The sequence below is a fragment of the Actinophytocola oryzae genome (assembly GCF_004364325.1).
Lineage (GTDB): Bacteria > Actinomycetota > Actinomycetes > Mycobacteriales > Pseudonocardiaceae > Actinophytocola > Actinophytocola oryzae.
The window spans coordinates 190952-212124 of sequence record NZ_SOCP01000011.1 but is presented as its reverse complement, the minus strand read 5'-3'; the positions used below and the strand labels follow the sequence as shown (position 1 = coordinate 212124).

The 21173-nt window shown below is 71.2% G+C and carries 22 protein-coding genes; 15 read left to right on the top strand and 7 right to left on the bottom strand.

Features of this window, described 5'->3' with window-relative positions:
- Positions 1-3: 3 nt before the first annotated feature.
- Entirely contained in the window at positions 4-720 is a 717-nt protein-coding gene (locus tag CLV71_RS28295; RefSeq protein ID WP_166664289.1) for an NUDIX hydrolase, read from the bottom strand.
- 67 nt (positions 721-787) lie between these two features.
- On the opposite strand from CLV71_RS28295, the gene nadA reads away from it, so the two are divergent.
- The 4 genes from nadA to CLV71_RS28275 all read left to right on the top strand — a co-directional run bounded on the left by nadA (position 788) and on the right by CLV71_RS28275 (position 5654).
- Positions 788-1801 (top strand): quinolinate synthase NadA, encoded by a 1014-nt coding sequence (gene nadA / locus CLV71_RS28290; protein WP_424923916.1) that lies wholly within the window; start codon positions 788-790, stop codon positions 1799-1801.
- Positions 1798-3405, top strand: coding sequence for an L-aspartate oxidase (locus CLV71_RS28285; protein ID WP_133905905.1), 1608 nt, complete (start codon positions 1798-1800; stop codon positions 3403-3405). Before nadA ends, CLV71_RS28285 begins: the two co-directional genes overlap by 4 nt.
- Positions 3402-4250 carry a carboxylating nicotinate-nucleotide diphosphorylase gene (nadC, locus tag CLV71_RS28280; RefSeq protein WP_133905904.1) on the top strand — a complete coding sequence of 283 codons (849 nt, stop codon included), beginning with the start codon at positions 3402-3404 and terminating at the stop codon, positions 4248-4250. Before CLV71_RS28285 ends, nadC begins: the two co-directional genes overlap by 4 nt.
- A gap of 114 nt (positions 4251-4364) precedes the next feature.
- Complete coding sequence (locus CLV71_RS28275; protein WP_133905903.1) at positions 4365-5654, top strand: cytochrome P450; 1290 nt, start codon at positions 4365-4367, stop codon at positions 5652-5654.
- Between the two features lie 323 nt (positions 5655-5977).
- Here CLV71_RS28275 and CLV71_RS28270 read toward each other — a convergent pair whose 3' ends face one another.
- Complete coding sequence (locus tag CLV71_RS28270; protein ID WP_133905902.1) at positions 5978-6742, bottom strand: carbon-nitrogen hydrolase family protein; 765 nt, start codon at positions 6740-6742, stop codon at positions 5978-5980.
- 185 nt (positions 6743-6927) lie between these two features.
- Between CLV71_RS28270 and CLV71_RS28265 the strand changes: the two genes are divergently transcribed.
- Positions 6928-8472, top strand: a complete 1545-nt coding sequence (locus CLV71_RS28265) for an ABC transporter substrate-binding protein (RefSeq protein ID WP_133905901.1) — start codon at positions 6928-6930, stop codon at positions 8470-8472.
- Positions 8469-9635: an aminotransferase class V-fold PLP-dependent enzyme gene (locus CLV71_RS28260; protein WP_133905900.1), complete on the top strand. Its 1167-nt coding sequence runs from the start codon at positions 8469-8471 to the stop codon at positions 9633-9635. The genes CLV71_RS28265 and CLV71_RS28260 overlap by 4 nt, the downstream gene beginning before the upstream one ends.
- Positions 9636-9681: 46 nt before the next feature.
- On the opposite strand, the gene CLV71_RS28255 is transcribed toward CLV71_RS28260, so the two are convergent.
- A complete protein-coding gene (locus tag CLV71_RS28255; RefSeq protein ID WP_133905899.1) occupies positions 9682-10731 on the bottom strand; it encodes a M14 family metallopeptidase in 1050 nt (349 codons plus the stop codon).
- Positions 10732-10919: 188 nt separating this feature from the next.
- Here CLV71_RS28255 and hisD point away from each other — a divergent pair, with 188 nt between their 5' ends.
- From hisD to CLV71_RS47985, 4 genes are read left to right on the top strand one after another with little or no spacing between them, the layout of a single operon-like run.
- The gene (gene hisD / locus CLV71_RS28250; RefSeq protein WP_133906056.1) at positions 10920-12242 is read left to right on the top strand and encodes a histidinol dehydrogenase; all 1323 of its coding nucleotides are present in this window, start codon (positions 10920-10922) and stop codon (positions 12240-12242) included.
- A 56-nt stretch (positions 12243-12298) separates the two neighbouring features.
- Entirely contained in the window at positions 12299-13426 is a 1128-nt protein-coding gene (locus CLV71_RS28245) for a histidinol-phosphate transaminase (RefSeq protein ID WP_243866747.1), read from the top strand.
- Positions 13423-14022 (top strand): imidazoleglycerol-phosphate dehydratase HisB, encoded by a 600-nt coding sequence (gene hisB / locus CLV71_RS28240; RefSeq protein WP_133905898.1) that lies wholly within the window; start codon positions 13423-13425, stop codon positions 14020-14022. Before CLV71_RS28245 ends, hisB begins: the two co-directional genes overlap by 4 nt.
- Positions 14023-14032: 10 nt before the next feature.
- Positions 14033-14191: a hypothetical protein gene (locus CLV71_RS47985; RefSeq protein WP_166664288.1), complete on the top strand. Its 159-nt coding sequence runs from the start codon at positions 14033-14035 to the stop codon at positions 14189-14191.
- A 36-nt stretch (positions 14192-14227) separates the two neighbouring features.
- Here the strand turns inward: CLV71_RS47985 and soxR are convergent, their stop codons facing one another.
- Positions 14228-14689 carry a redox-sensitive transcriptional activator SoxR gene (gene soxR / locus CLV71_RS28235; RefSeq protein WP_133905897.1) on the bottom strand — a complete coding sequence of 154 codons (462 nt, stop codon included), beginning with the start codon at positions 14687-14689 and terminating at the stop codon, positions 14228-14230.
- An 85-nt stretch (positions 14690-14774) separates the two neighbouring features.
- Between soxR and CLV71_RS28230 the strand changes: the two genes are divergently transcribed.
- The 4 genes from CLV71_RS28230 to priA all read left to right on the top strand — a co-directional run bounded on the left by CLV71_RS28230 (position 14775) and on the right by priA (position 17835).
- The gene (locus tag CLV71_RS28230) at positions 14775-15446 is read left to right on the top strand and encodes a thiamine pyrophosphate-dependent enzyme (protein ID WP_166664287.1); all 672 of its coding nucleotides are present in this window, start codon (positions 14775-14777) and stop codon (positions 15444-15446) included.
- A 4-nt stretch (positions 15447-15450) separates the two neighbouring features.
- Positions 15451-16326, top strand: a complete 876-nt coding sequence (locus tag CLV71_RS28225; protein ID WP_133905896.1) for a transketolase family protein — start codon at positions 15451-15453, stop codon at positions 16324-16326.
- A 125-nt stretch (positions 16327-16451) separates the two neighbouring features.
- A complete protein-coding gene (hisH, locus tag CLV71_RS28220; protein ID WP_133905895.1) occupies positions 16452-17081 on the top strand; it encodes an imidazole glycerol phosphate synthase subunit HisH in 630 nt (209 codons plus the stop codon).
- Positions 17082-17094: 13 nt separating this feature from the next.
- Complete coding sequence (gene priA / locus CLV71_RS28215) at positions 17095-17835, top strand: bifunctional 1-(5-phosphoribosyl)-5-((5-phosphoribosylamino)methylideneamino)imidazole-4-carboxamide isomerase/phosphoribosylanthranilate isomerase PriA (RefSeq protein WP_133905894.1); 741 nt, start codon at positions 17095-17097, stop codon at positions 17833-17835.
- Here the strand turns inward: priA and CLV71_RS28210 are convergent.
- Genes CLV71_RS28210 through CLV71_RS28200 form a run of 3 tightly spaced genes read right to left on the bottom strand, consistent with a single transcriptional unit; the run spans position 17822 to position 19721 of the window.
- Positions 17822-18199, bottom strand: coding sequence for a PPOX class F420-dependent oxidoreductase (locus CLV71_RS28210; protein ID WP_133905893.1), 378 nt, complete (start codon positions 18197-18199; stop codon positions 17822-17824). The genes priA and CLV71_RS28210 overlap by 14 nt on opposite strands.
- Positions 18200-18246: 47 nt before the next feature.
- The gene (locus tag CLV71_RS28205; RefSeq protein WP_133905892.1) at positions 18247-18981 is read right to left on the bottom strand and encodes an ABC transporter permease; all 735 of its coding nucleotides are present in this window, start codon (positions 18979-18981) and stop codon (positions 18247-18249) included.
- Complete coding sequence (locus CLV71_RS28200) at positions 18978-19721, bottom strand: ABC transporter ATP-binding protein (protein WP_133905891.1); 744 nt, start codon at positions 19719-19721, stop codon at positions 18978-18980. Before CLV71_RS28200 ends, CLV71_RS28205 begins: the two co-directional genes overlap by 4 nt.
- A gap of 1006 nt (positions 19722-20727) precedes the next feature.
- Here CLV71_RS28200 and CLV71_RS28195 point away from each other — a divergent pair.
- Positions 20728-21081 (top strand): GntR family transcriptional regulator, encoded by a 354-nt coding sequence (locus tag CLV71_RS28195; protein ID WP_133906053.1) that lies wholly within the window; start codon positions 20728-20730, stop codon positions 21079-21081.
- Positions 21082-21173: the final 92 nt, after the last annotated feature.

Here is a 21173-nt window from a genome sequence, read left to right as displayed (position 1 = left end):
AGGCTAGGTCGACACGCCGCCTCTCGCTTGGTTCGGCGGTCGCAATACTGCGAATGGGTCTGTCACCTCTATGCCTCGTTGGGTGAAACGGAACAGTGCGGCCGGGCGACCGCCGGCCTTGCCCGGTGGCGCTGTGTCACCAGTGGGCTCCAGCAGACCGCGCCTGGACAGCACCCGCTGCAGGTTGGTCGCCGACACCCGGTAACCCAGCGCGGCGGAGTACAGGGCACGCAGCGCGGAGATCGTGAACGTCGGCGGCGCCAGTGCGAAACCCAGGTTCGTGTACGACAGCTTCGCGCGCAGCCGGTCCCTGGCTCGACGCACGATCGACTCGTGGTCGAACGCCGTGCGGGGGAGTGCCGCCACGGCGTGCCACGCCGTGTCGGACGGCAGCTCCGGGTCGACGTCCGACGGCACGAGCCCGAGGAACGCCGAGGCGACCACCCGCTCGCCGGGCACCCGGTCCGGCGCGCTGAACACCGCGAGCTGTTCGACGTGGGACAGCTGCCTGACGTCGACCTTCTCCTCCAACTGGCGCCGGATCGAGGTCTCGACGTCCTCGGTGGCACCGAGGCGTCCGCCGGGCAGTGACCAGCGGTGTGCGTGTGGTTCCTGTGCGCGTTCCCAGAGCAGCACCTGGAGTGATCCCGCTCGCACCTGGAGCACCGCGGCCAGAACTTCGTGGTCGGCCACGGTTAACACGGTGGTAGCATTGCGCATGTTTTCGATCCTAAGGCGAAAACCTCGGGATGGGAAACCGACAGGCGGACCGTGACCCAGGGAGGGAATTGTGGCCGCAACGTTGGCGGACGACCTGACGCCGTTCTCCGGTGTGCAACCGGACGGGGCGTGGCGCGACGAGGTGCGCAGGCTCGCGAGGGAACGCGACGCCGTGCTGCTCGCGCACAACTACCAGCTGCCGGCGATCCAGGACATCGCCGACCACACGGGCGACTCGCTCGCACTGAGCCGCATCGCCGCCGCCAGTGACGCGTCCACGATCATCTTCTGCGGCGTCCACTTCATGGCCGAGACCGCGAAGATCCTCGCCCCGGACAAGACCGTCCTCATCCCGGACGCGCGGGCGGGCTGCTCGCTCGCCGACTCCATCGACGCCGCGCAGCTGCGCGCGTGGAAGGCCGAGCACCCGGGCGCGGTCGTCGTCTCCTACGTGAACACGACCGCGGAGGTGAAGGCCGAGACCGACATCTGCTGCACGTCCTCGAACGCGGTCGACGTCGTCCGCTCGATCCCCGAGGACCGGGAGGTCCTGTTCCTGCCCGACCAGTTCCTCGGCGCGCACGTCAAGCGCGAGACCGGCCGCGACAACCTGCACGTCTGGGCGGGCGAGTGCCACGTCCACGCGGGCATCAACGGCCCGGAGCTTGCCGCGCGTGCCGCCGCGAACCCGGACGCCGACCTGTTCGTCCACCCCGAGTGCGGCTGCGCGACCTCCGCGCTCTACCTCGCGGGCGAGGGCGTCGTCCCGGAGACGCAGGTCAAGATCCTTTCGACGGGCGACATGGTCACCGAGGCCCGCAACACCAGGGCCACCACGGTCCTCGTGGCGACCGAGATCGGCATGCTGCACCAGCTCCGCCTCGCCGCCCCGGAGATCGACTTCCGGGCCGTCAACGAACGCGCGTCGTGCCGCTACATGAAGATGATCACGCCCGCCGCGTTGCTGCGGTCCTTACGCGAGGGCCGCGACGAGGTCCACGTGGACGCGACGACGGCGGCCCGCGCCCGAGGCGCCGTCCAGCGCATGATCGAGATCGGCAAACCCGGAGGCGCGGAGTGACCACCCCGTGCTGGGAGGCGAACGCCGACCTGGTGGTCGTCGGGACCGGGGTCGCCGGGCTGACCGCGGCCCTGCGGGCCCGTGAGCTGGGCCTCGACGTCCTGGTCGTGACCAAGGAGGCCGCGGACGGCGGCAACACCCGCTGGGCACAGGGCGGTGTCGCGGTCGTGCTCGGCGACATCGAGGCCGACTCGGTCGCCCGCCACGTCGACGACACCCTCGTCGCGGGCGTCGGCCTGTGCGACGAGGTTGCGACGTCGCGGATCATCGGCGCCGGACCGGCCGCGGTCGACCGGCTGCGCACGCTCGGCGCGGAGTTCGACCGCGACGGCGACCGGCTGGCCCGCACCCGCGAGGGCGGCCACACGGCGTTCCGCGTCGTGCACGCGGGCGGCGACGCCACCGGAGCCGAGGTCGAACGTGCCCTCCTCGCCGCCTCCCGCGACGACCGGGTGCCGATGCTGGAACACCACACCGCCGTCGACACGCTGCGCACCCCGGCAGGCGAGGTCGCCGGGCTGCTCGTGCTCGACGCGGACGGCGTGCCGGGCATCCTCGTGGCACCCGCGGTCCTGCTCGCGACCGGTGGCCTCGGCCAGCTGTACCAGGCGACCTCGAACCCGGCGGTCGCCACCGCCGACGGGGTGGCCATCGCGTTGCGCTCGGGCGCGCCCGTCGCCGACCTGGAGTTCGTCCAGTTCCACCCGACCGTGCTGTACACCGGCTCCGGCGCGCGGGGTCGCTGCCCGCTGGTCACCGAGGCCGTGCGCGGCGAGGGCGCGGTGCTGGTCGACGCACGCGGCGACCGCGTGATGGCGGGCGTGCACCCGCAGGAGGACCTCGCGCCCCGCGACGTCGTGTCCGCGGCGATCACCCGCCGGATGGCGGCGCTGGGCGACGACCACGTGTACCTCGACGCGACGCACCTGTCCCCGGCCGAGTTCCGGCGGCGCTTCCCGACCGTGCTGGCCGCGTGCCTGCGGGTGGGTGTCGACCCGTCGGAGGCGCCGATCCCCGTCGCCCCCGCGGCACACTTCTCGTGCGGCGGCGTGGTGTCCACAGTGGATGGACGGACCGCCGTGCCCGGCCTGTACGCGGCGGGCGAGGTCGCCAGGACCGGCCTGCACGGCGCGAACCGGTTGGCCTCCAACAGTCTTCTCGAGGGCCTTGTCGTCGGGGCGCGGGCGGCGGAGTCCGTGGCGGCCGACCTCGCGCTGGGCCTGCCGCCCGAGCGACGGCTGGCCGCGTGCCAGCCGGTCCCGGTCCTGCCGGTCGCCGACCGCGACACGCTGCAGCGGGTGATGAGCCGCTATGCCGCGATCGGCCGCGACGCCGAGGGCCTCGCGGTCGTCGGCTCGGTGCTCGACGTGTCGGCCGTCGACCGCCCGCTCGAGACGCGGGCACGGGTGGAGGACGCCGCGCTGACGCTGACGGCCCGCGCGGTCATCGCCGCGGCGGCGGCCCGCGAGGAGTCCCGCGGCTGCCACGTCAGAGACGACTTCCCCGGCACGGCGAGGAGCTGGGCCAGGAGCCTGACGGTGCGCCTCACCCCGTCCGGCCAACCGATGATCGCGGAACCCGCGATGGCGAAGGGAGCAGCGTGACCAGTCTGGATCTCGAGGACCTCCACCGCGTGGTGACCACGGCCCTGGCCGAGGACCTGCGCTACGGCCCCGACGCGACGACCGCGGCCACGGTGCCAGAGGACGCCGTGGCCACCGCGACGATCGCCCCGCGCGCGTTCGGCACGGTGGCGGGCCTGCCGGCCGTGCGGGCGGTGTTCGACGAGGTCATCGGCACCTACGAGGTGCTGTCCACAATGGAGGACGGCACGAAGGTCCGGCCCGGCGACGACGTGCTCGTGGTCCGCGCGCCGGTCCGCGCCCTGCTGACGGCCGAACGCACCGCGCTGAACCTCCTGTGCCACCTGTCCGGCGTCGCCACGGCGACGGCGGCCTGGGTGGACGCGGTGGCAGGCACCGGGGTGGCCATCCGCGACTCCAGGAAGACGCTGCCCGGCCTGCGCCTGCTGGAGAAGTACGCGGTCCGCCAGGGCGGCGGCGTCAACCACCGCCTCGGCCTCGGCGACGCGATCCTCATCAAGGACAACCACGTGGCGGCGGCAGGCTCGGTCGCCGCCGCCCTGCGCGCGGCCCGCGCCCAGGCACCGGAGCTGCCGTGCGAGGTGGAGGTCGACACCCTCGACCAGCTCGACGAGGCGCTGGCGGAGAAGGCGGAACTGGTGCTGCTGGACAACTTCACGCCGGAGAACTGCGTGACCGCGGTCCGGCGCGTCGCAGACCTGGGGGCGCCGACCCGGCTCGAGGTGTCCGGCGGCCTGAGGATCGCCGAGGCCCGCGCCTACGCCGAGACGGGCGTCGACTACCTGTCCGTCGGCGCCCTGACCCACTCGGCACCCGCCCTGGACCTGGGTCTGGACCTGACGTGACGCCCGGCCCAGCGTTATGAAGGCGTCCTTCAGTGCGCCGGGCGTTACGAAGGCGTCCTTCAGTGCGGTCCCGGCACCAGGTCACGCGGTATCCACACGGCGTATAAAGCTGGCATGGCCATGGTCGAGGCAACGCCAGCTCTCCCACCCGGCTCGAACCTGCCGCCGCTCGTGCAGACCGTGCTGTTCATCGCACGGCGCAGGCAGGTCCACGCCCACTGGCGCCGCAAGTACGGGGACGTCTTCACCGCGCGCGTAGCGGCCGGCCGCACGATCGTCACGATCAGCAGGCCCGAGCACATCAGGCAGGTCTTCGCGGGCACGCCGAAGGTCTTCCACGCCGGCGAGGGCAACGGCCTGCTCGCGCCGGTGATGGGCAGGCACTCCCTGCTGACCACCGACGAGGACGAGCACCTCCGTGCCCGCAAGCTCCTCATGCCCGCCTTCAACGGCGCGGCACTGCGCGGCTACCGCGACATGATGACCGAGCTTGCCGTCGAGAACGTCGAGCGCTGGCCGAAGAACACACCGTTCGCCGTGCACCCGCGCATGAACGCCGTGACACTGGAGATCATCCTGCGTGTCGTGTTCGGCATGGCCGACGGCCCGCGACTCGCGGAGCTGCGGCCACGGCTGCGCCGCATCTCCGACATCGGCCCGTTCACCGTCCTCGGCTGGAGCTACCCGAAGCTGCGCAGGTTCGGCGTGTGGCGACGCAACTGGGAGAACCTGCACGCCGTGGACCGCCTGCTGTACGCGGAGATCACCGACCGGCGCACCGCGGGCGACCTGTCCGAGCGCGGTGACGTGCTGTCCCGCCTGCTCACCGCGGCAGGCGACGAGCTGACCGACCTCGAGCTGCGTGACCACATGGTCACGCTCCTGCTCGCGGGCCACGAGACGACCGCGACCGCCCTCGCCTGGTCCTTCCACGAGCTGGCCCGCCGCCCGGCACTTCAACGCACGGCGCAGGAAGGCGACGACGCCTACCTGGAGGCCGTCGCGAAGGAGGCCATGCGCCGTCGCCCGGTCATCCAGAACGTGGCACGCAAGCTCACCGAGCCGACCGAGCTGGCCGGCTACCTGCTGCCCGCGGGCACGGTCGTCGCGCCGAGCATCTCGCTCGTGCACCGCGACGCGTCCGCCCACCCCGACCCGAGGGACTTCCGCCCGGAGCGCTTCCTCGGCAGGTCACCGGAGACCGGCACGTGGATCCCGTTCGGCGGGGGAGTGCGCCGCTGCATCGGCGCGGGCTTCTCACTGCAGGAGGCCGTCGTGGTGCTGCGGGAGGCCCTGTCCCGCTACGACATCCACCCCGAGCACGAACGCGAGGAGCCCGCGAAGGTCCGCAACATCACGCTGATCCCGGCCAGCGGCGGCCGCATCGTCGTCACACCACGCTAGATCCGGCCCGCACTGAAGGACGCCTTCGTAACGCTGGGCGCACTGAAGGACGCCTTCGTAACGGCGGGCGTGCGTGAGGTCGGGTGTGCGTGAGGTCGGGCGTACTGAAGGGCCCCTTCGTAACGCTGGGCGCACTGAAGGACGCCTTCGTAACGGCGGGCGTGCGTGAGGTCGGGTGTGCGTGAGGTCGCGCGTACTGAAGGACGCCTTCGTAACGCTGGCCGTACTGAAGGACGCCTTCGTAACGCTGGCCGTACTGAAGGACGCCTTCGTAACGCTGGCCGTACTGAAGGACGCCTTCATTACGTCAGAGCCGCCGGACGTCAGAGCCGCCGGTTCGCGAGCACCGGGATGTTCGCGCGGGTCTTCTCGACGAGGTCGAGGTCGAGGTCCACGACCAGCAGTTCCGGGCTCGAGCCCGCCGCGGCGACCACCGACCCGTCCGGCGCGGCCACGAGGCTGTGGCCCACCCCCGTCGGCGCCTTGGTAGGCCGACCGGGGTCGGCCTGACCACACGCCACCACGAAGCACGTCGAGTCCAGCGCCCGCGCCCGCACGAGCAGCTCCCACTGCTCGACCTTGCCCGGCCCCGCACCCCAGGACGCGCCGAGCAGGACCACCGACGCCCCCTTGTCCGCCAAACCGGTGAACACGCCCGGGAACCGCACGTCGTAACAGGTGGCGATCCCGACATCGCCCAACACGACCAGCTCCTCACCGGGAGCCACCGTCCGTGACTCCTGGAAGCCGAACGCGTCGTACAGGTGGATCTTGTCGTAGCCGACGTGCCGGTCACGCCCCGTCGCCAGCAGCGTGTTGAACACCCGTCCGTCGGGTGCCGGCGTGAACATCCCGGCTACCACCAGTACGTCGTGGTCGGCCGCGATCTCACGCACCCCCGACGCCCACGGGCCGTCCAGCTGCTCCGCCAGGGGGCCCAGCGACGTGCCGAAACACGCCATCATGGCCTCGGGGAACAGGACGACCGACGCGCCGTCGGCGGCCGCGGTCTTCACCTGCTCGGCGACCGTCGACAGGTTCTCGTCCGGAGACGGGGTGGACGTGATCTGGCTCAGGGCGACACGCACGGCGACCGACCTCCGGGGGTGAGAATCGTTGATCCCTGTCCGCGAGGATATGTCGCCCGACTAGGGTCGGGCCTCGTGCCCACCTGGGAGCAGAGCGAAGGAGCCCTTCGCCGCACTGACCGAGGAGCGTGCTCGGGAGCGAGGTACGAGCGTCGAGCTCGCGACGAGGAAAGGAGGCGAGGCGGATGAGCGGAGCGACCTCATCGACTCGGGCGCGTCTTGTCGTGCCGCTGCTCGCGGTGGCGCTCGTGGGCGCCTGCACCGGCGATCCGGCTCCACCCGCCTCCGGCGACCCCGACGGGACCTCTCTGGTGATCGCCGTCGCGGACGAGCCGACGGACCTCAGCCCTATCGCGGGCTACGGCGAGCACGGCGCCGCGAAGCTCTACGACGGGCTCGTCGAGTACCAGCCCAACCTCGGGCTCCGCCCCGCGCTCGCCACCGACCCGCCGGAGGTCTCGGCCGACGGCCTGTCGTGGACCGTGCCGCTGCGCCCGAAGGTCACGTTCACCGACGGGTCGCCGTTCGAGGCGCAGGACGTCGTGGCCACCTACCGCGCGCTGCTCGACCCGGCGCGGAACTCCCCGCTGCGCCAGCGGTTCTCGATGCTCGAGAACGTGACCGCGGTCAACGTGGCGACCGTGCGTTTCGACCTGTCCGCCCCCTACGCGCCGTTCCCGGAGCTGCTGACGCTCGGCATCGTGTCCAGCGAGTCGGTCGGCACGGACAAGCCCGTCGGCACCGGCCCGTACAAGCTCGAGTCGTGGATCAAGGGCGGCAAGATGGTGTTGAAGGCCAACACCGCCTACTGGGACGACGCCCCCGCGGTCACGAAGGTCACCGTCGAGTTCATCCCGGACGACGAGACCCGCGCCGACCGGCTGCGCGAGGGCAAGCTCGACAGCGCCGCACTGCCACCCGCCATGGCCGCGAAGTTCGAGGACACCGACGGGCTGCGCGTGGTCGCCCACAGCGCGGCGGACGTCCGCGCTGTCACCCTGCCGTCGAACGACCCGGTCACCGGCGACCCGGACCTGCGGCTCGCGCTGAACTACGCCGTGAACCGGGAGGCGCTGGTCGACAAGGTGCTCGACGGCAAGGGCCTTCCCGCCTACACGCCGATGCCCGAGGTGCAGGCCGAGTTCTTCGACCCGGACGCGACGTTCCCCTACGACCTCACCCGCGCGCTCGACGCGTTGTCCACGGGCGGCTGGGAGCCCGGCGTCACGGGGGTGCGCACGAAGAACGGCACCCCCGCCGCGTTCACCCTGCGGTACCGCCAGGGCGACTCGGTCGCGCAGGGGCTGGCGGAGACGTTCGTGACCGACGCCCGCGCGATCGGGGTGGAGGTCACCCCGGAGGCGACGGCAGACCCGGCTGCGCTGGCGCAGGGCCCGGCGCTGGTGGGCTTCGGCGACCCGTTCGACCCGGACACCGCCGTGTACCCGGTGCTGCGGTCGGGGAGCGCGCTCGGTGGGTACCACAATGAGACTGTCGACGACGCGCTGGACACCGGCCGCGCCGCGACGGACCCGGCCGAGCGGGCCACCGCGTACCGCAAGCTCCAGCGCGCGTGGGTAGCCGCACCCGGCATGGTGGTGCTCGCGGCCCCCAACCACACCTACGTCATGCGCGAGAGCTGGGACGGGTACCAGCCGGTGGTCGACGCGTCGGGTGCGGACGCCACCTGGGGCGCGTGGTGGAACCTCGAGAACTGGACCCCGCGATGATCGATCTCGACGCCGTTCGTGGCGAGACCCCCGGCAGCCACCGGGGCGTGTTCCTGGACAGCGCGGGCTCGTCACTGCCGCCCGTGCGGGTCCTCGACGAGGTGGTCAACCACCTCCGCCGCGAGGCCGAGGTCGGCGGCTACCTGGCCGCGGAGGAACGCGACGAGGACCTGGCGGCCGGCTACGGGGTCCTGGCGTCGGTCCTGGGCTGCGAGCCGGACGAGGTCGCCTTCACCGACAGCGCGACCCGCTCGTGGCTCGCGGTCTTCGACGCGATCCCCCTGTCGGCCGGCGACCGCATCCTGTCCACGGAGGTGGAGTACGCGGGCAACGCGATCCCGCTCCTGCGCCGCGCGCGGGAGGTGGGCGCGTCGGTGGAACCGGTCCCGTCGGACGACACGGGCGCGGTGGACGTCGACGCGCTGACGACGATGCTCGACGAGCGGGTGCGCCTGGTGTCGCTGGTCCACGTCCCGACCAACGGCGGCCTGGTGAACCCGGTGTCCCCGGTGGTGGCGGCGGCCCACTCCGTCGGCGCCATGGTGATGCTGGACGCCTGCCAGTCGGCCGGGCAGGTCCAGCTGGTCGGCCTCGACGCGGACATCGTCACGGGCACCGGCCGCAAGTGGCTGCGCGGCCCTCGCGGCACGGGCTTCCTCGCGGTGCGCAGGCGGGTGCGCGACCGGCTGAGCCCGCGCCAGCTCGACCTGCACAGCGCGACGTGGACCGCCCCGACGGGATACGAGCCCCGGCCGGACGCCAGGGTCTACGAGCTGTGGGAGTCGAGCGTCGCGGACCGCCTCGGCCTGATCACGGCACTGCGTTACGCGCTGGAGCTGGGCCTGGACGACATCGAGGCGGCGGTGGCCGCACGCGGCGAACACCTGCGCGGGTCCCTGGCCGAGCTGCCCGGCGTGACGGTCCACGACCTCGGCACCCAGCGCTGCGGCCTGGTGACCTTCTCCGTCGACGGCGTCCCCGCAGCGGCGGTCCGGGACCGCCTGCGAGACAGCGGCGTCACGGTGACGGTCACCGGCGTGACCTCCACCCGCCACGACATGACCCGCCGCGGCCTGACCGACATCGTCCGCGCCTCGCCGCACTACTTCGTCAGCCCGGCCCAGCTGGACGAGGCCGTGGCCGTGGTGGCGGGCCTGTCCTGAAGGACCCGGTCGGGGCCCTCCAGGACGGCCGTCCCCTCCCCAGGGGTCAGGTGGCGTTGGCCAGCAGGATGTCGACCGCGCCGTCGTTGCGGGTGGTCTGCGGGACGATCTGCTCGTCGGGTGGGTAGAAGCCGTCCGAGCCGCCGCTCGTGGGATACATCTCGAAGCAGTACGTCAGCACCTTGTGGGTGCCCCACATCCAGTCGTTGATGTCACCGTCGGTGATGTACATGTCCGAGGTCTGCCCTGGCGTGTACCCGTTCGAGGTCGCCATCTCCTGGCCGATCGACTTCAGGTGGTCGTACTCCGCCTGTGTCATGCCCTCGGTGGCCGTGTCGTGGGTGTGCCCGAACGGCCACAGCACCATCTCCGAGAACGCGTGGAAGTCGATGTGCGCCCTGATCTGCTGCACGCCGCCGACCACCCGCGAGTCCACGTACGCCTGCAGCGCCCGGACCTCCGGCGCCGACGCGGCCGACGGCCCCCGGTAGGTCTCCGCCGACGGCGACGTCGAGGCGCCCTGGCAGCAGGCCCACTTGTACGAGAAGTTCCGGTTCAGGTCCGTGCCGACGCTGCCACCCGCGTTGGGCTGCCGGTTCTTGCGCCAACCCCGGTACCAGCCGCCCGAGATGTCGTACTCCGCGCCATCCGGGTTCAGCGACGGCACCACGAGGATCTCGCGGCTGTCCACGAAGCCGGTGATCTTCTCGTCCGACCCGTACCCGGCCGTGAACCGGTCCACGATGTGCAGGCACATCTCGGTCGTGAGGTGCTCGCGGGCGTGCAGGTTGCACGTGAACAGCACCTCTGGCTCGTCCTCGTCGGTCGCCGCGTTGTCGCTGATCCTGATGACCGGGATCTCGCGCCCCTCGTACGTGTCGCCGATGCTCGACAGGGACGTGATGCCCGGGTGCGCCGAGACCGCCGCACGCAGCGCGGCCCTCAGCTCGTCGTAGGTGTGGTAGCCCTCGTCACCCGAGGGGAAGTCGGCCACGCCCTGCTCGGGAGCGGTCCGCGCCTGTGCGGGTGAACCGGCGAGCGCCACGGCGGCGACCACTCCCGCGGCCACCACGAGCCCCCGACGCTTGCCAAGCATGCCGCCTCCCCGATGTCGCGACAGTGATCGCCAGAAGCCTCCGGCGGTCGCCGCGTGGCGACAACCCGTCATTGGTCGGAAACGGTACGTCAGATCCGCCGACCCGACGACCGGAGTGGGCGGCTCGGCGGCACGGAGCACCACCTAGGCTTGTGCTGGCAACCGTCGTCGCACCAGGAAGGACCATGATGCTCAGCCGCACCGACCTCCGTGGTCGTGTCCCGTCCACCGCCGAGCTGCGCGGGCTGCTCCCGCGCGCCGAGATGGACGTCGACGCGGTGCTGCATCAGGTCCGCCCGCTGGTCGACGACGTGCGTGACCGGGGGGTCGAGGCCGTCCTGGAGCTGTCCGAGCGCTTCGACGGCGTCCGCCCGGCGAAGGTCCGCGTCCCGGTCCGCGAGCTGGTCTCCGGCCTCGCCTACCTCGACGCACCCGTCCGGGTCGCGATCGAGGAGACGATCGAGCGTGCCCGCAGGGTGCACGCCGACCAGCGGCGCACCGACGTGACCACCCAGGTCGTGCCGGGTGGCACGGTCACCGAGCGCTGGGTGCCGGTCCGCCGCGTCGGCCTCTACGCGCCGGGCGGGCTCGCGGTGTACCCGTCGAGCGTCGTGATGAACGTGGTGCCCGCGCAGACCGCCGGCGTCGAGTCGCTCGTCGTGTGCAGCCCGCCGCAGGCCGAGTTCGGCGGCCTGCCGCACCCGACCGTCCTCGCCGCCGCCGAGCTGCTCGGCGTGACCGAGGTGTGGGCCGTCGGGGGAGCGCAGGCGGTCGCGCTGCTGGCGTACGGCGGCACGGACACCGACGGCTCGCCGCTGGAGCCGGTCGACATGGTCACCGGGCCGGGCAACGTGTACCTGACCGCCGCCAAACGCCTGCTGCGCGGCATGATCGGCATCGACTCGGAGGCGGGCCCGACCGAGATCGCGATCCTGGCCGACGAGACCGCCGACCCGGTGCACGTCGCCGCCGACCTGATCAGCCAGGCCGAGCACGACACGCTGGCCGCGAGCGTGCTGGTCACGTCGTCGGCCGAGCTGGCCGACGCGGTCGACGACGAGCTGGCCCGTCAGGTCAAGGCCACCAAGCACACCGACCGCATCACGACCGCGCTGCAGGGCAGGCAGTCCGGCTGCGTCCTGGTGTCCGATGTGGACGCGGGACTGTCCGTGGTGGACGCCTACGCGGCCGAGCACCTCGAGATCCAGACGGCCGACGCCTCTGCCGTGGCCGCCAGGGTCCGTGCCGCGGGCGCGGTCTTCGTCGGTCCGCACAGCCCGGTCTCGCTCGGCGACTACTGCGCGGGCTCGAACCACGTGCTGCCCACCGGCGGCTGCGCGCGGCACTCGTCCGGCCTGTCGGTGCAGACGTTCCTGCGAGGCATCCACGTCGTCGACTACTCGGCGGACGCGTTGCGCGAGGTCGCGGACAAGGTGGTCGCGCTGGCGAACGCCGAGGACCTGCCCGCACACGGTCAGGCGGTCACGGCACGTTTCGGCGGTGCCTCGTGACGGAACGAAGCTTGCGGAGTGACCATGTGCCGGAACGAAGCCTGCGGAGTGACCATGTGCCGGAACGAAGCCTGCGGAGTGACCAGGTCGTCGGTGACGAGGTGTCGCTGTCGGAGCTGCCGCTGCGCGAGGACCTGCGTGGCGCCACCCCGTACGGCGCGCCGCAGCTGGACGTCGAGTTCCGGCTCAACACCAACGAGAATCCCTACCCGCCGCCGCCCGCGCTGGTCGCGGACGTGACGCAGGCCGTGGCGGAGGCGGCGACCGCGCTGCACCGCTACCCGGACCGCGACGCGGTGGCGCTGCGGACCGACCTCGCCGCGTACCTGTCGTCGTCGACGGGGGTGCCGCTGCGCACCGAGAACCTGTGGGCGGCCAACGGGTCGAACGAGATCCTGCAGCAGCTGTTACAGGCGTTCGGCGGCCCGGGCCGCACCGCGCTTGGCTTCGAGCCGTCGTACTCGATGCACCCGATCATCGCGGCGGGCACGCGTACCGAGTGGGCGCCGACACCGCGCCGCGCGGACTTCACCCTGGACACCGACGCGGCCGCCGAGGTGCTCGCCTCCCGTGCCCCCGACATCGCGTTCGTGACCAGCCCGAACAACCCGACCGGCGGCTCGATCCCACTGGACGGGCTGCGCACGCTGATCGAGGCCGCGCCGGGCCTGATCGTGGTGGACGAGGCGTACGCGGAGTTCTCGTCGCAGACCAGTGCCGTCACCGTGCTCGCCGAGTACCCGGCGAAGCTGGTGGTGTCCCGCACCATGAGCAAGGCGTTCGCGTTCGCGGGGGGTCGCCTCGGCTATCTGGCGGCGGCACCGGCCATAGTGGACGCGCTGCAGCTGGTCCGCCTGCCCTACCACCTGTCCGTGGTGACACAGGCAGCCGCCCGCGCCGCACTCCGCCACGCCGACGAGACGCTGGCCTCGGTGCACATGCTGGCCGCGGAACGCGACCGAGTAGTGGAGTCGTTGCGGGGACTGGGTTTCTCGGTGGTCCCGAGCGACGCCAACTTCGTCCTGTTCGGACAGTTCGCGGACGCCCCGACGACGTGGCGGTCCTATCTGGACCAGGGCGTCCTCATCAGGGACGTCGGGATACCGGGACACCTGCGGGTGACCATCGGCACGCCGGCGGAGAACGACGCGTTCCTGGCCGCCAGTAAGGAGATCGTCAGGTGAACAGGATCGGCCGCGTCGAGCGGACCACCAGGGAGTCGTCGGTGGTCGTGGAGATCGACCTGGACGGCGCGGGCAAGGTGGACGTGTCCACCGGCGTCCCGTTCTACGACCACATGCTGACCGCCTTCGGCGTCCACGGCATGTTCGACCTGACCGTGGCCGCGAAGGGCGACGTCGAGATCGACGCCCACCATACGGTCGAGGACGTGGCGATCGTCCTGGGCGAGGCCATCGGCAAGGCGTTGGGCGACAAGCGGGGCATCCGCCGCTTCGGCGACGCGTGGATCCCGATGGACGAGACCCTCGCGCACGCCGCCGTGGACGTTTCCGGGCGGCCGTACTGCGTCCTGACGGGTGAACCCGAGCTGATGACGGGTTTCGTCGTCGGCAACAACTACCCGACGGTGCTCAACCAGCACGTCTTCGAGTCCCTCGCCTTCCACGCGCGGATCGCGCTGCACGTGCGGGTGATCCACGGCCGGGACCCCCACCACATCACCGAGGCGCAGTACAAGGCCGTGGCGAGGGCACTGCGGGCGGCGTCGGAGGCCGACCCACGCCAACACGGGATCCCGAGCACCAAGGGCACGCTCTAGGCTTCGCGGCATGTCCAAGGAAGTCGTCGTCATCATCCTCCTCGCGGTAGCCGGTTTCCTGATCGGCGGCGTCTACTCGACGTACCGGACCGCGAAGCTCCTGGCTGTGATCCTGGGCCTGGCCGCGGCGGTGGCGGTCGGCGGCGCGATCGTCTGGATGGCGTCCTGACTGGCGGGCGCCGCCACACGTCAACGCCTGACAATCTCAGATACCGCCCTCCGTGGCGGCCTTCAGTCTCGGGGCGCCGGGACCGTAGGCGGCCAGCAGGTCGTCCTTGTTGATCAGGTGGCAGGATTTCAGCGACAGGCACCCACAGCCGATACACGCCGTCAGCCGGTCCCGCAGGCGTTGCATCGCGTCTATCCGCGCGTCAAGCTCGCTGCGCCACACGTGGGACAGCCGCGCCCAGTCGGACTTCGTCGGCGTCCTGCCCTCCGGCAGGGTGCCCAGCGCGTCGCGGATCTCCTCCAGGCTCAGCCCGACTCGCTGCGCGGTGCGGATGAACGCCAGTCTCCTCAGCACGGCACGGGCGTATTTCCGCTGGTTGCCCGCCGTACGCTCGGACGTCAGCAGCCCCCGCTCCTCGTAGAACCGCAGCGCGGTGTGCGGCACGCCGCTGCGCCGCGACACTTCGCCGATGGTCAGGTGATCGGGCAGTTTCGACACGGTGCCGACACTACCCGGAACCTCCACCAAGGTCGAGGTCCCTGCGCTTGACCTCCAGTGCGGTCGAAGTCGCATCCTGGACGGCATGACGACCACACTCGACCTCACCGCGCTGTTCCGGCGCATGACCGGCGACGAGAAACACGAATGGGCCGCGGCGTCCACAGTGGACGTACTCTGGGTGCTCTACGACCGCGTCCTCGACATCACCCCGGCCACGGCCGACGACCCCGACCGCGACCGGTTCCTCCTCTCCAAGGGTCACGGCCCGATGGCGTACTACGCGATCCTCGCGGCGAAGGGCTTCCTCGACCCGGCCATGCTCGACGACTGGACCACCTTCGCCTCACCGCTCGGCCAGCACCCGGACCGCAACCTCGTGCCGGGCGTCGAGATCAGCAGCGGCTCCCTCGGTCACGGCATGGCGCTCGCCGTCGGCACTGCGCTCGGCCTGCGTGCGCAGAACCGTGACAAGCCAAGGGTGTTCGTCCTCATCGGCGACGGCGAGCTGGACGAAGGCAGCAACCACGAGGCGATCGCGCTCGCCGCACGGCTCGGGCTCGGGCGGCTCACGGCGATCGTCATCGACAACGGCTCGGTGAGCCACGGCTGGTCTGGCGGCATCGCGAGCCGCTTCACCGTCGAGGGCTGGCACGCGACCACCGTGGACGGTCGCGACCACGACGCCATCCACGCCGCCCTGTCCGCACACCACGACGGCCCGAACGTCGTCGTGGCAACGATCCGGAAGGACTGAGACCATGCGACAGACCTTTGTGGACACCGTGGACCGCGCGCTCGACCACGACGAGCGGCTCGCGGTCGTCACCGCCGACATCTCCCGCGACGCCTTCGAAGCCGCCCGTGCCCGCCACCCGCACCGCGTGATCAACGTCGGCATCCGCGAGCAGTCGATGATCGGCGTCGCGGGCGGTCTCGCGCTCACCGGCATGCGCCCGGTCGTGCACAGCTACACGCCGTTCCTCGTCGAGCGGCCGTTCGAGCAGATCAAGCTCGACCTCGGCCACCAGGACGTCGGCGCCGTGCTCGTCAGCATCGGCGGCTCCTACGACGACCCGGTGTGGGGTCGCACCCACCAGGGGCCCGGCGACGTCGCCCTGCTCGACACGCTGCCCGGCTGGACCGTGCACGTCCCGGGTCACCCGGACGAGGTGGCCGCGCTCCTGCCTGACGCGCTCGCCGGCGACGGCCGGGTCTACCTCCGCCTGTCCACGAGGCAGAACACGCACGCCTACCCCGCGACCGGCCGGATGACCTTGGTGCGCAAGGGATCCAAGGCCGCCGTGGTCGCCGTCGGCCCGCTGCTGGACAACGTCCTCGCCGCGACGGTCGACCTCGACGTCACCGTGCTGTACGCGTCGACCGTCCGGCCGTTCGACCACCGCGGGCTACGGGCCGCCGGTCACCCGGACATCGTGCTCGTCGAGCCGTACCTCGCGGGCACGTCCGCGCACGAGGTCGCCCGCGCGTTCGACGACGTCCCGCACCGGCTGCGCGCGATCGGCGTGCGTCGTGAGCTGGAGGTCAGGGCCTACGGCACCGCCGGGGAACACGACGCCGTGCACGGCCTGGACCCGCAGGGAATCGCGGCCGCGGTACGCACCTTCATCCGATGAACGCAGGGCGTCACGGCGGTCGTCGACCCGGACGTCGTGACCGACCGACACCTTGTCGAGTGAGGGCGTCCCGCCACGGCGAGATATCGAACGTGGTCGCGGAGCGGACCCCGTAACCTGTCGGGGTGGCACGAGTCGTCGTACTGGACTATGGATCAGGCAACCTGAGGTCGGCAGAGCGCGCCCTGCGCAGGGTGGGCGCGGACGTCGAGGTGACTGCGGACCATCGCCCCGCCCTGGACTGCGACGGACTCGTCGTGCCGGGGGTCGGCGCGTTCGCGGCGTGCATGTCCGGCCTGCGTGGTGTCGCGGGCGACCGCATCATCGGCCAGCGGCTGGCGGGCGGCCGACCCGTGCTGGGGGTGTGCGTCGGCATGCAGATCCTGTTCGAACTCGGCATCGAGCACGGCGTGCGCACCGAGGGCTGCGGCGAATGGCCGGGCACGGTCGAGCGCCTCGACGCCGAGATCGTGCCGCACATGGGGTGGAACACGGTCCGCGCGCCCGCCGACTCGGTGCTGTTCGACGGCCTCGACGCGTCGACGAGGTACTACTTCGTGCACTCGTACGCGGCCCGCCGGTGGGAGCTGGAGCCGGAGCCGCCGATGCCCGTCCCGAAGGTGACATGGGCGACGCACGGCGGTGACTTCGTCGCCGCGGCGGAGAACGGCCCGCTGTCGGCGACGCAGTTCCACCCCGAGAAGTCCGGCGACGCCGGCGCGCACCTGCTCACGAACTGGCTGAAGAACCTCTAGGTACGCTGCCCGCGTGACCTTCACCCTCCTCCCGGCAGTCGACGTCCGCGACGGCAGGGCCGTGCGCCTGTTCCAGGGCCGGTCCGGCACGGAGACCGGCTACGGCGACCCCCTGGACGCGGCGCTGGCCTGGCAGGAGGCGGGTGCGGACTGGGTGCACCTGGTGGACCTCGACGCCGCGTTCGGCACGGGCGACAACCGTGCGCGGCTCGCCGACATCGTGTCCCAACTGGACATACAGGTGGAGCTGACGGGCGGCATCCGTGACGACGCCTCGCTTTCCGCCGCGCTCGACACCGGCTGCGCACGGGTCAACCTGGGCACCGCGGCCGTCACGAACCCCGCCTGGTGCACCGAGGTGATCGCGTCGCACGGCCCGAGGGTCGCGGTGGGCCTGGACGTCCGCGCCGACGACGCTGGTGGCTGGCGCGTCGCGACGAAGGGCTGGACCGAGGACGGCGGGGACCTGTGGTCCGTGCTGGCGCGCCTCGAGGAGGACGGCTGCGCGCGGTACGTGGTCACCGACGTCGGCAAGGACGGGACGCTCGCCGGGCCGAACCTCTCGCTGCTGCGCGAGGTGTGCGAACGTGCGAAGGCACCCGTGGTGGCGTCCGGTGGTGTGTCGAGTGTGGACGACCTGCGTGCGCTGGCGGCGTTGGCGCCGCTGGGTGTCGAGGGCGCGATCATCGGCAAGGCGTTGTACGCCGGGGCGTTCACGCTGCCGGAGGCGCTTTCGGCGGTCAGTCGAGCCTGATCGCGAGGCAGACCGTCCCGTCGCGGCCGCGGAACACCTTGCTGGCGCCGATGACCACGCGCCCGGCGATGCCGTACTTCTTCCTGAGCACGCGGCGGCCGTGTTCGGTCCCCTCCGCGTCGAGGATCCGGGCGGTGCCCTTGACGATCTCCCCGCGCGGCTGTCCCCGCAGGTCGCACTCGGCGAGCTCCACCGACGCGTTGTTCCGCACCCGCTTGACCTTGCCGGCGCCGGCCTGGGTCCAGACGATCAGCTCGTCCCCGTCCCGCGCGACCCACACGGGGGTGGGTACCGGTGTGCCGTCCTTCCGGAAGGTCGTCACCAGCAGGTAGCTCCCGCGTCCGAGCCGCTCAACATCCGACATATCCGGAACAATACCGGCCGGTAACTGTGAACGCTCTCAGACGGCCGTCACGGAGTGCGCCTACGCAGCGTGGCGGCGCCCAGAACCAGGGCGAGAACGGCGCAACCTGCGACGATCACCAGATTCCTGACGAACACCCCATCGAGTTCATTCGAACGTGTGACTGATTCGAGCGCGTCCACGGCATAGGATAGCGGCATCACATCCGACAACCATTCCAACGCCGGGGTCATCGAGCTCCTCGGCGCGAACAACCCGCAGAGGAGGATCTGAGGCATCACGATCGCCGGCATGAACTGCACCGCCTGGAACTCGGTACGGGCGAACGCGCTGGCCAACAGGCCGAGCGCGGTGCCGAGGAGTGCGTCGAGCGCGGCGATCAGCATGAGCAGCCACACCGAACCGTCGATCTCCAACCCGAGCCAGGTCAGTGATATCCCGGTGGCCACCAACACCTGGACGATCGCGACCAGCCCGAAGGCGATGGTGTAGCCGAACAGCAGGTCGAGCTTGCCGATCGGCAGCGTCATCAGCCGCTCGAGTGTGGCCGTGGTGCGCTCACGCAGAGTGGTGATCGACGTGACGATGAACATGATCGCGAACGGGAAGACGGCGAGCAGGGCGGGCGCCGCCGCACTGAACGCCTGCTCCGTGTTGAACACGAACCGAAGGAGGACCAGCAGCAACGAAGGAAGCAACACCATCAACGCGACGGTGCGGGGATCGTGGCGCAGCTGGGTGAGGATGCGCCGAGCGGTGGCCAGCGCGAACGTCACGTTCATGCGAGTGTCTCCTGTTGGCGGACCAGCTTCAGGAACGCCTGCTCGAGGTCGCCGGCGGCGGTGGCCGTGCGCAGGGCGTCCGGGGTGTCGTCGGCGAGGATGCGGCCCTCACGCATGAGCAGCAGACGGTCGCACCGGGCGGCCTCGTCCATGACGTGGCTGGACACCATGAGGGTGACCCCCCGAGCGGCGAGTTTGTGGAACAGTGCCCACAACTCCTCGCGCAGCACGGGATCGAGCCCGACGGTGGGTTCGTCGAGCACGAGCAGCTCGGGCCGCCCAAGAAGCGCGACGGCAAGACTGGCGCGGTTGAGCTGCCCACCGGACAACTCACCGACAAGGTGACCGGCATGCGAGCCGAGCCCCACCTCGTCGATCACCCGCGCGACGTCGCTCGCAGGTGCGCGCAGGATCGAGGCGAAGTACCGCAACGACTCGCTGACAGTGAGGTCGGCGTAGACGGACGGGTTCTGCGTGGCATACCCGATCTTGTCGCGCAACCGGGGACTCCCCGCGGGCTCCCCAAGCACGCGAACGGTCCCACCCTCGACAACCTGCACCCCAACGACGGCGCGCATGAGGGTGGTCTTGCCGCATCCACTGGGCCCGAGCAACCCGGTAATGGACCCACGCGCAACGGAAAAGCCGACGTCGTGCAGAACGACCCGCGCTCCACGCCGCACCCGCAACCCCTCAACGACAACGGCGTCACCGACGCCGCCGGCCCTGGAATTAGCCATGCGTTTAATTCTGCGCCCACCAAGCCCCGCAGTCAACCGCGCTCTCGTCCGCGACCCCACTCGCCCCGCTCGGGTCCGCTTGGGTCCGCTTGGGTTCCGCTCGCGCCTGACCGCGTTCGCACCGAACCCAACGCGCTGGCCGTCCTGCCTCCCCGGGGTCCAGGCCAACTCCGGGCGGCGGACCGGGACGCGGGCCTCGAGAGGGCCGACCACAGGCGAGGTGCGCCGGGGCTGGGTGCGGGTGAGAGCAGGGAACGGGCCCAGTCGTGAGGAGAGCAGGAACGGGGCAAGTCCTGAGAGCAGCAACGGGACAAGCCGGAAGAAGAGCAGGAGCGGGCAGGACGGAAGCAGCACAAGAGTGGGCAGGACGTAGAAGCGCACAGCGGGACAGGACGGACGGATCGGAGGAGTGGAGCAGGGCAGGAGGAGCAGAGGAGGGGAGCAAAGGAGCGGAGGAGCGGAGCAAAAGGAGCAGAGCAAAAGGAGCAGAGGAGCGGAGCAGAGCAGAGGGAGCGCAGGAGCGGAGGCAGGACGGAAGGAGAGCAAGAGCGGGGCAAGTTGAAGGAGCGCAAGAGCAGGCAGGCCGTGCTGCGGGCGGAGCAGGTGACCGTCACGGCGAACGCATGTCCGGCGGGAGACATGGTGGTGGCTGACGAAAACGTGCGCTGCATGGCGTTGGCTCGCGAGGTGGCTGTCCCTGGCCGGATCGCCTCCAGGTCGGCCGGACCCGGCATCGGCTTTGAGGCTGGCTCCCCGATTCTGACCGTGCCGGGCTCATGGCTCGCCTCAGTGCGCCTCGATCCGGCGTGGGGCTTTGTCCGGCTCTCCATTCTGGCTCGATCTGGGAGGTCCGGCCCTCGGCCGTGTCGCCCGACGGCATGGTGTTGCGTCCCGGTTCGTTGGTGTCGGGGTCGCGCGTCCGACCCCGGGCGGTGGAGTCGCCACAAGCCGGGTTGGCGCGGGTTCCCTTGGCGGCGAGGGTTAACGTGAGGGTGTGTCAGCCAACCTGATCGACATCGACCCCGAGTCCGGGGTGCCGCCGTTCGAGCAGGTGCGGTCGCAGTTGGCCCGGCAGATCAGCGACCGCACACTCGCGGTCGGCACACGGCTTCCCACCGTCCGGGCGCTCGCCACCGACCTCGGTCTGGCGGCCAACACCGTCGCCAGGGCCTACCGGGAACTCGAGGAAGCGGGCATGGTCGAGACCCGAGGCCGGGCAGGCACCTTCGTCAGCGCCCTCGGCGACAGCAGCCGGACCGCACTGCGTCAGGCCGCGGCCGACTTCGCCGCCAAAGCCAACGCACTCGGGATCGACACCACAGAGGCGCTGGAAGCTGTTCGCGCCGCCTTCGGCGCCTGACCGGAGACCCGCTCGGCCGCCTCCGTGCAGCGGATGCGACTCGGCCGCGCCGTCACACTGCCTGTGCCCGACTCCTGGGAAGCCCGCCACCA

What these genes read in the sequence shown, in the direction of transcription:
- CLV71_RS28205 (WP_133905892.1), bottom strand. Translation starts at nt 18,981, where the DNA reads ATGAACGTGACGTTCGCGCTGGCCACCGCTCGGCGCATCCTCACCCAG.
- CLV71_RS28255 (WP_133905899.1), bottom strand. Translation starts at nt 10,731, where the DNA reads ATGCTTGGCAAGCGTCGGGGGCTCGTGGTGGCCGCGGGAGTGGTCGCC.
- CLV71_RS47985 (WP_166664288.1), top strand. Translation starts at nt 14,033, where the DNA reads ATGTCCAAGGAAGTCGTCGTCATCATCCTCCTCGCGGTAGCCGGTTTC.
- CLV71_RS28275 (WP_133905903.1), top strand. Translation starts at nt 4,365, where the DNA reads ATGGCCATGGTCGAGGCAACGCCAGCTCTCCCACCCGGCTCGAACCTG.
- CLV71_RS28295 (WP_166664289.1), bottom strand. Translation starts at nt 720, where the DNA reads ATGCGCAATGCTACCACCGTGTTAACCGTGGCCGACCACGAAGTTCTG.
- CLV71_RS28200 (WP_133905891.1), bottom strand. Translation starts at nt 19,721, where the DNA reads ATGGCTAATTCCAGGGCCGGCGGCGTCGGTGACGCCGTTGTCGTTGAG.
- CLV71_RS28265 (WP_133905901.1), top strand. Translation starts at nt 6,928, where the DNA reads ATGAGCGGAGCGACCTCATCGACTCGGGCGCGTCTTGTCGTGCCGCTG.
- CLV71_RS28210 (WP_133905893.1), bottom strand. Translation starts at nt 18,199, where the DNA reads ATGTCGGATGTTGAGCGGCTCGGACGCGGGAGCTACCTGCTGGTGACG.
- CLV71_RS28260 (WP_133905900.1), top strand. Translation starts at nt 8,469, where the DNA reads ATGATCGATCTCGACGCCGTTCGTGGCGAGACCCCCGGCAGCCACCGG.
- CLV71_RS28230 (WP_166664287.1), top strand. Translation starts at nt 14,775, where the DNA reads ATGACGACCACACTCGACCTCACCGCGCTGTTCCGGCGCATGACCGGC.
- CLV71_RS28225 (WP_133905896.1), top strand. Translation starts at nt 15,451, where the DNA reads ATGCGACAGACCTTTGTGGACACCGTGGACCGCGCGCTCGACCACGAC.
- hisD (WP_133906056.1), top strand. Translation starts at nt 10,920, where the DNA reads ATGCTCAGCCGCACCGACCTCCGTGGTCGTGTCCCGTCCACCGCCGAG.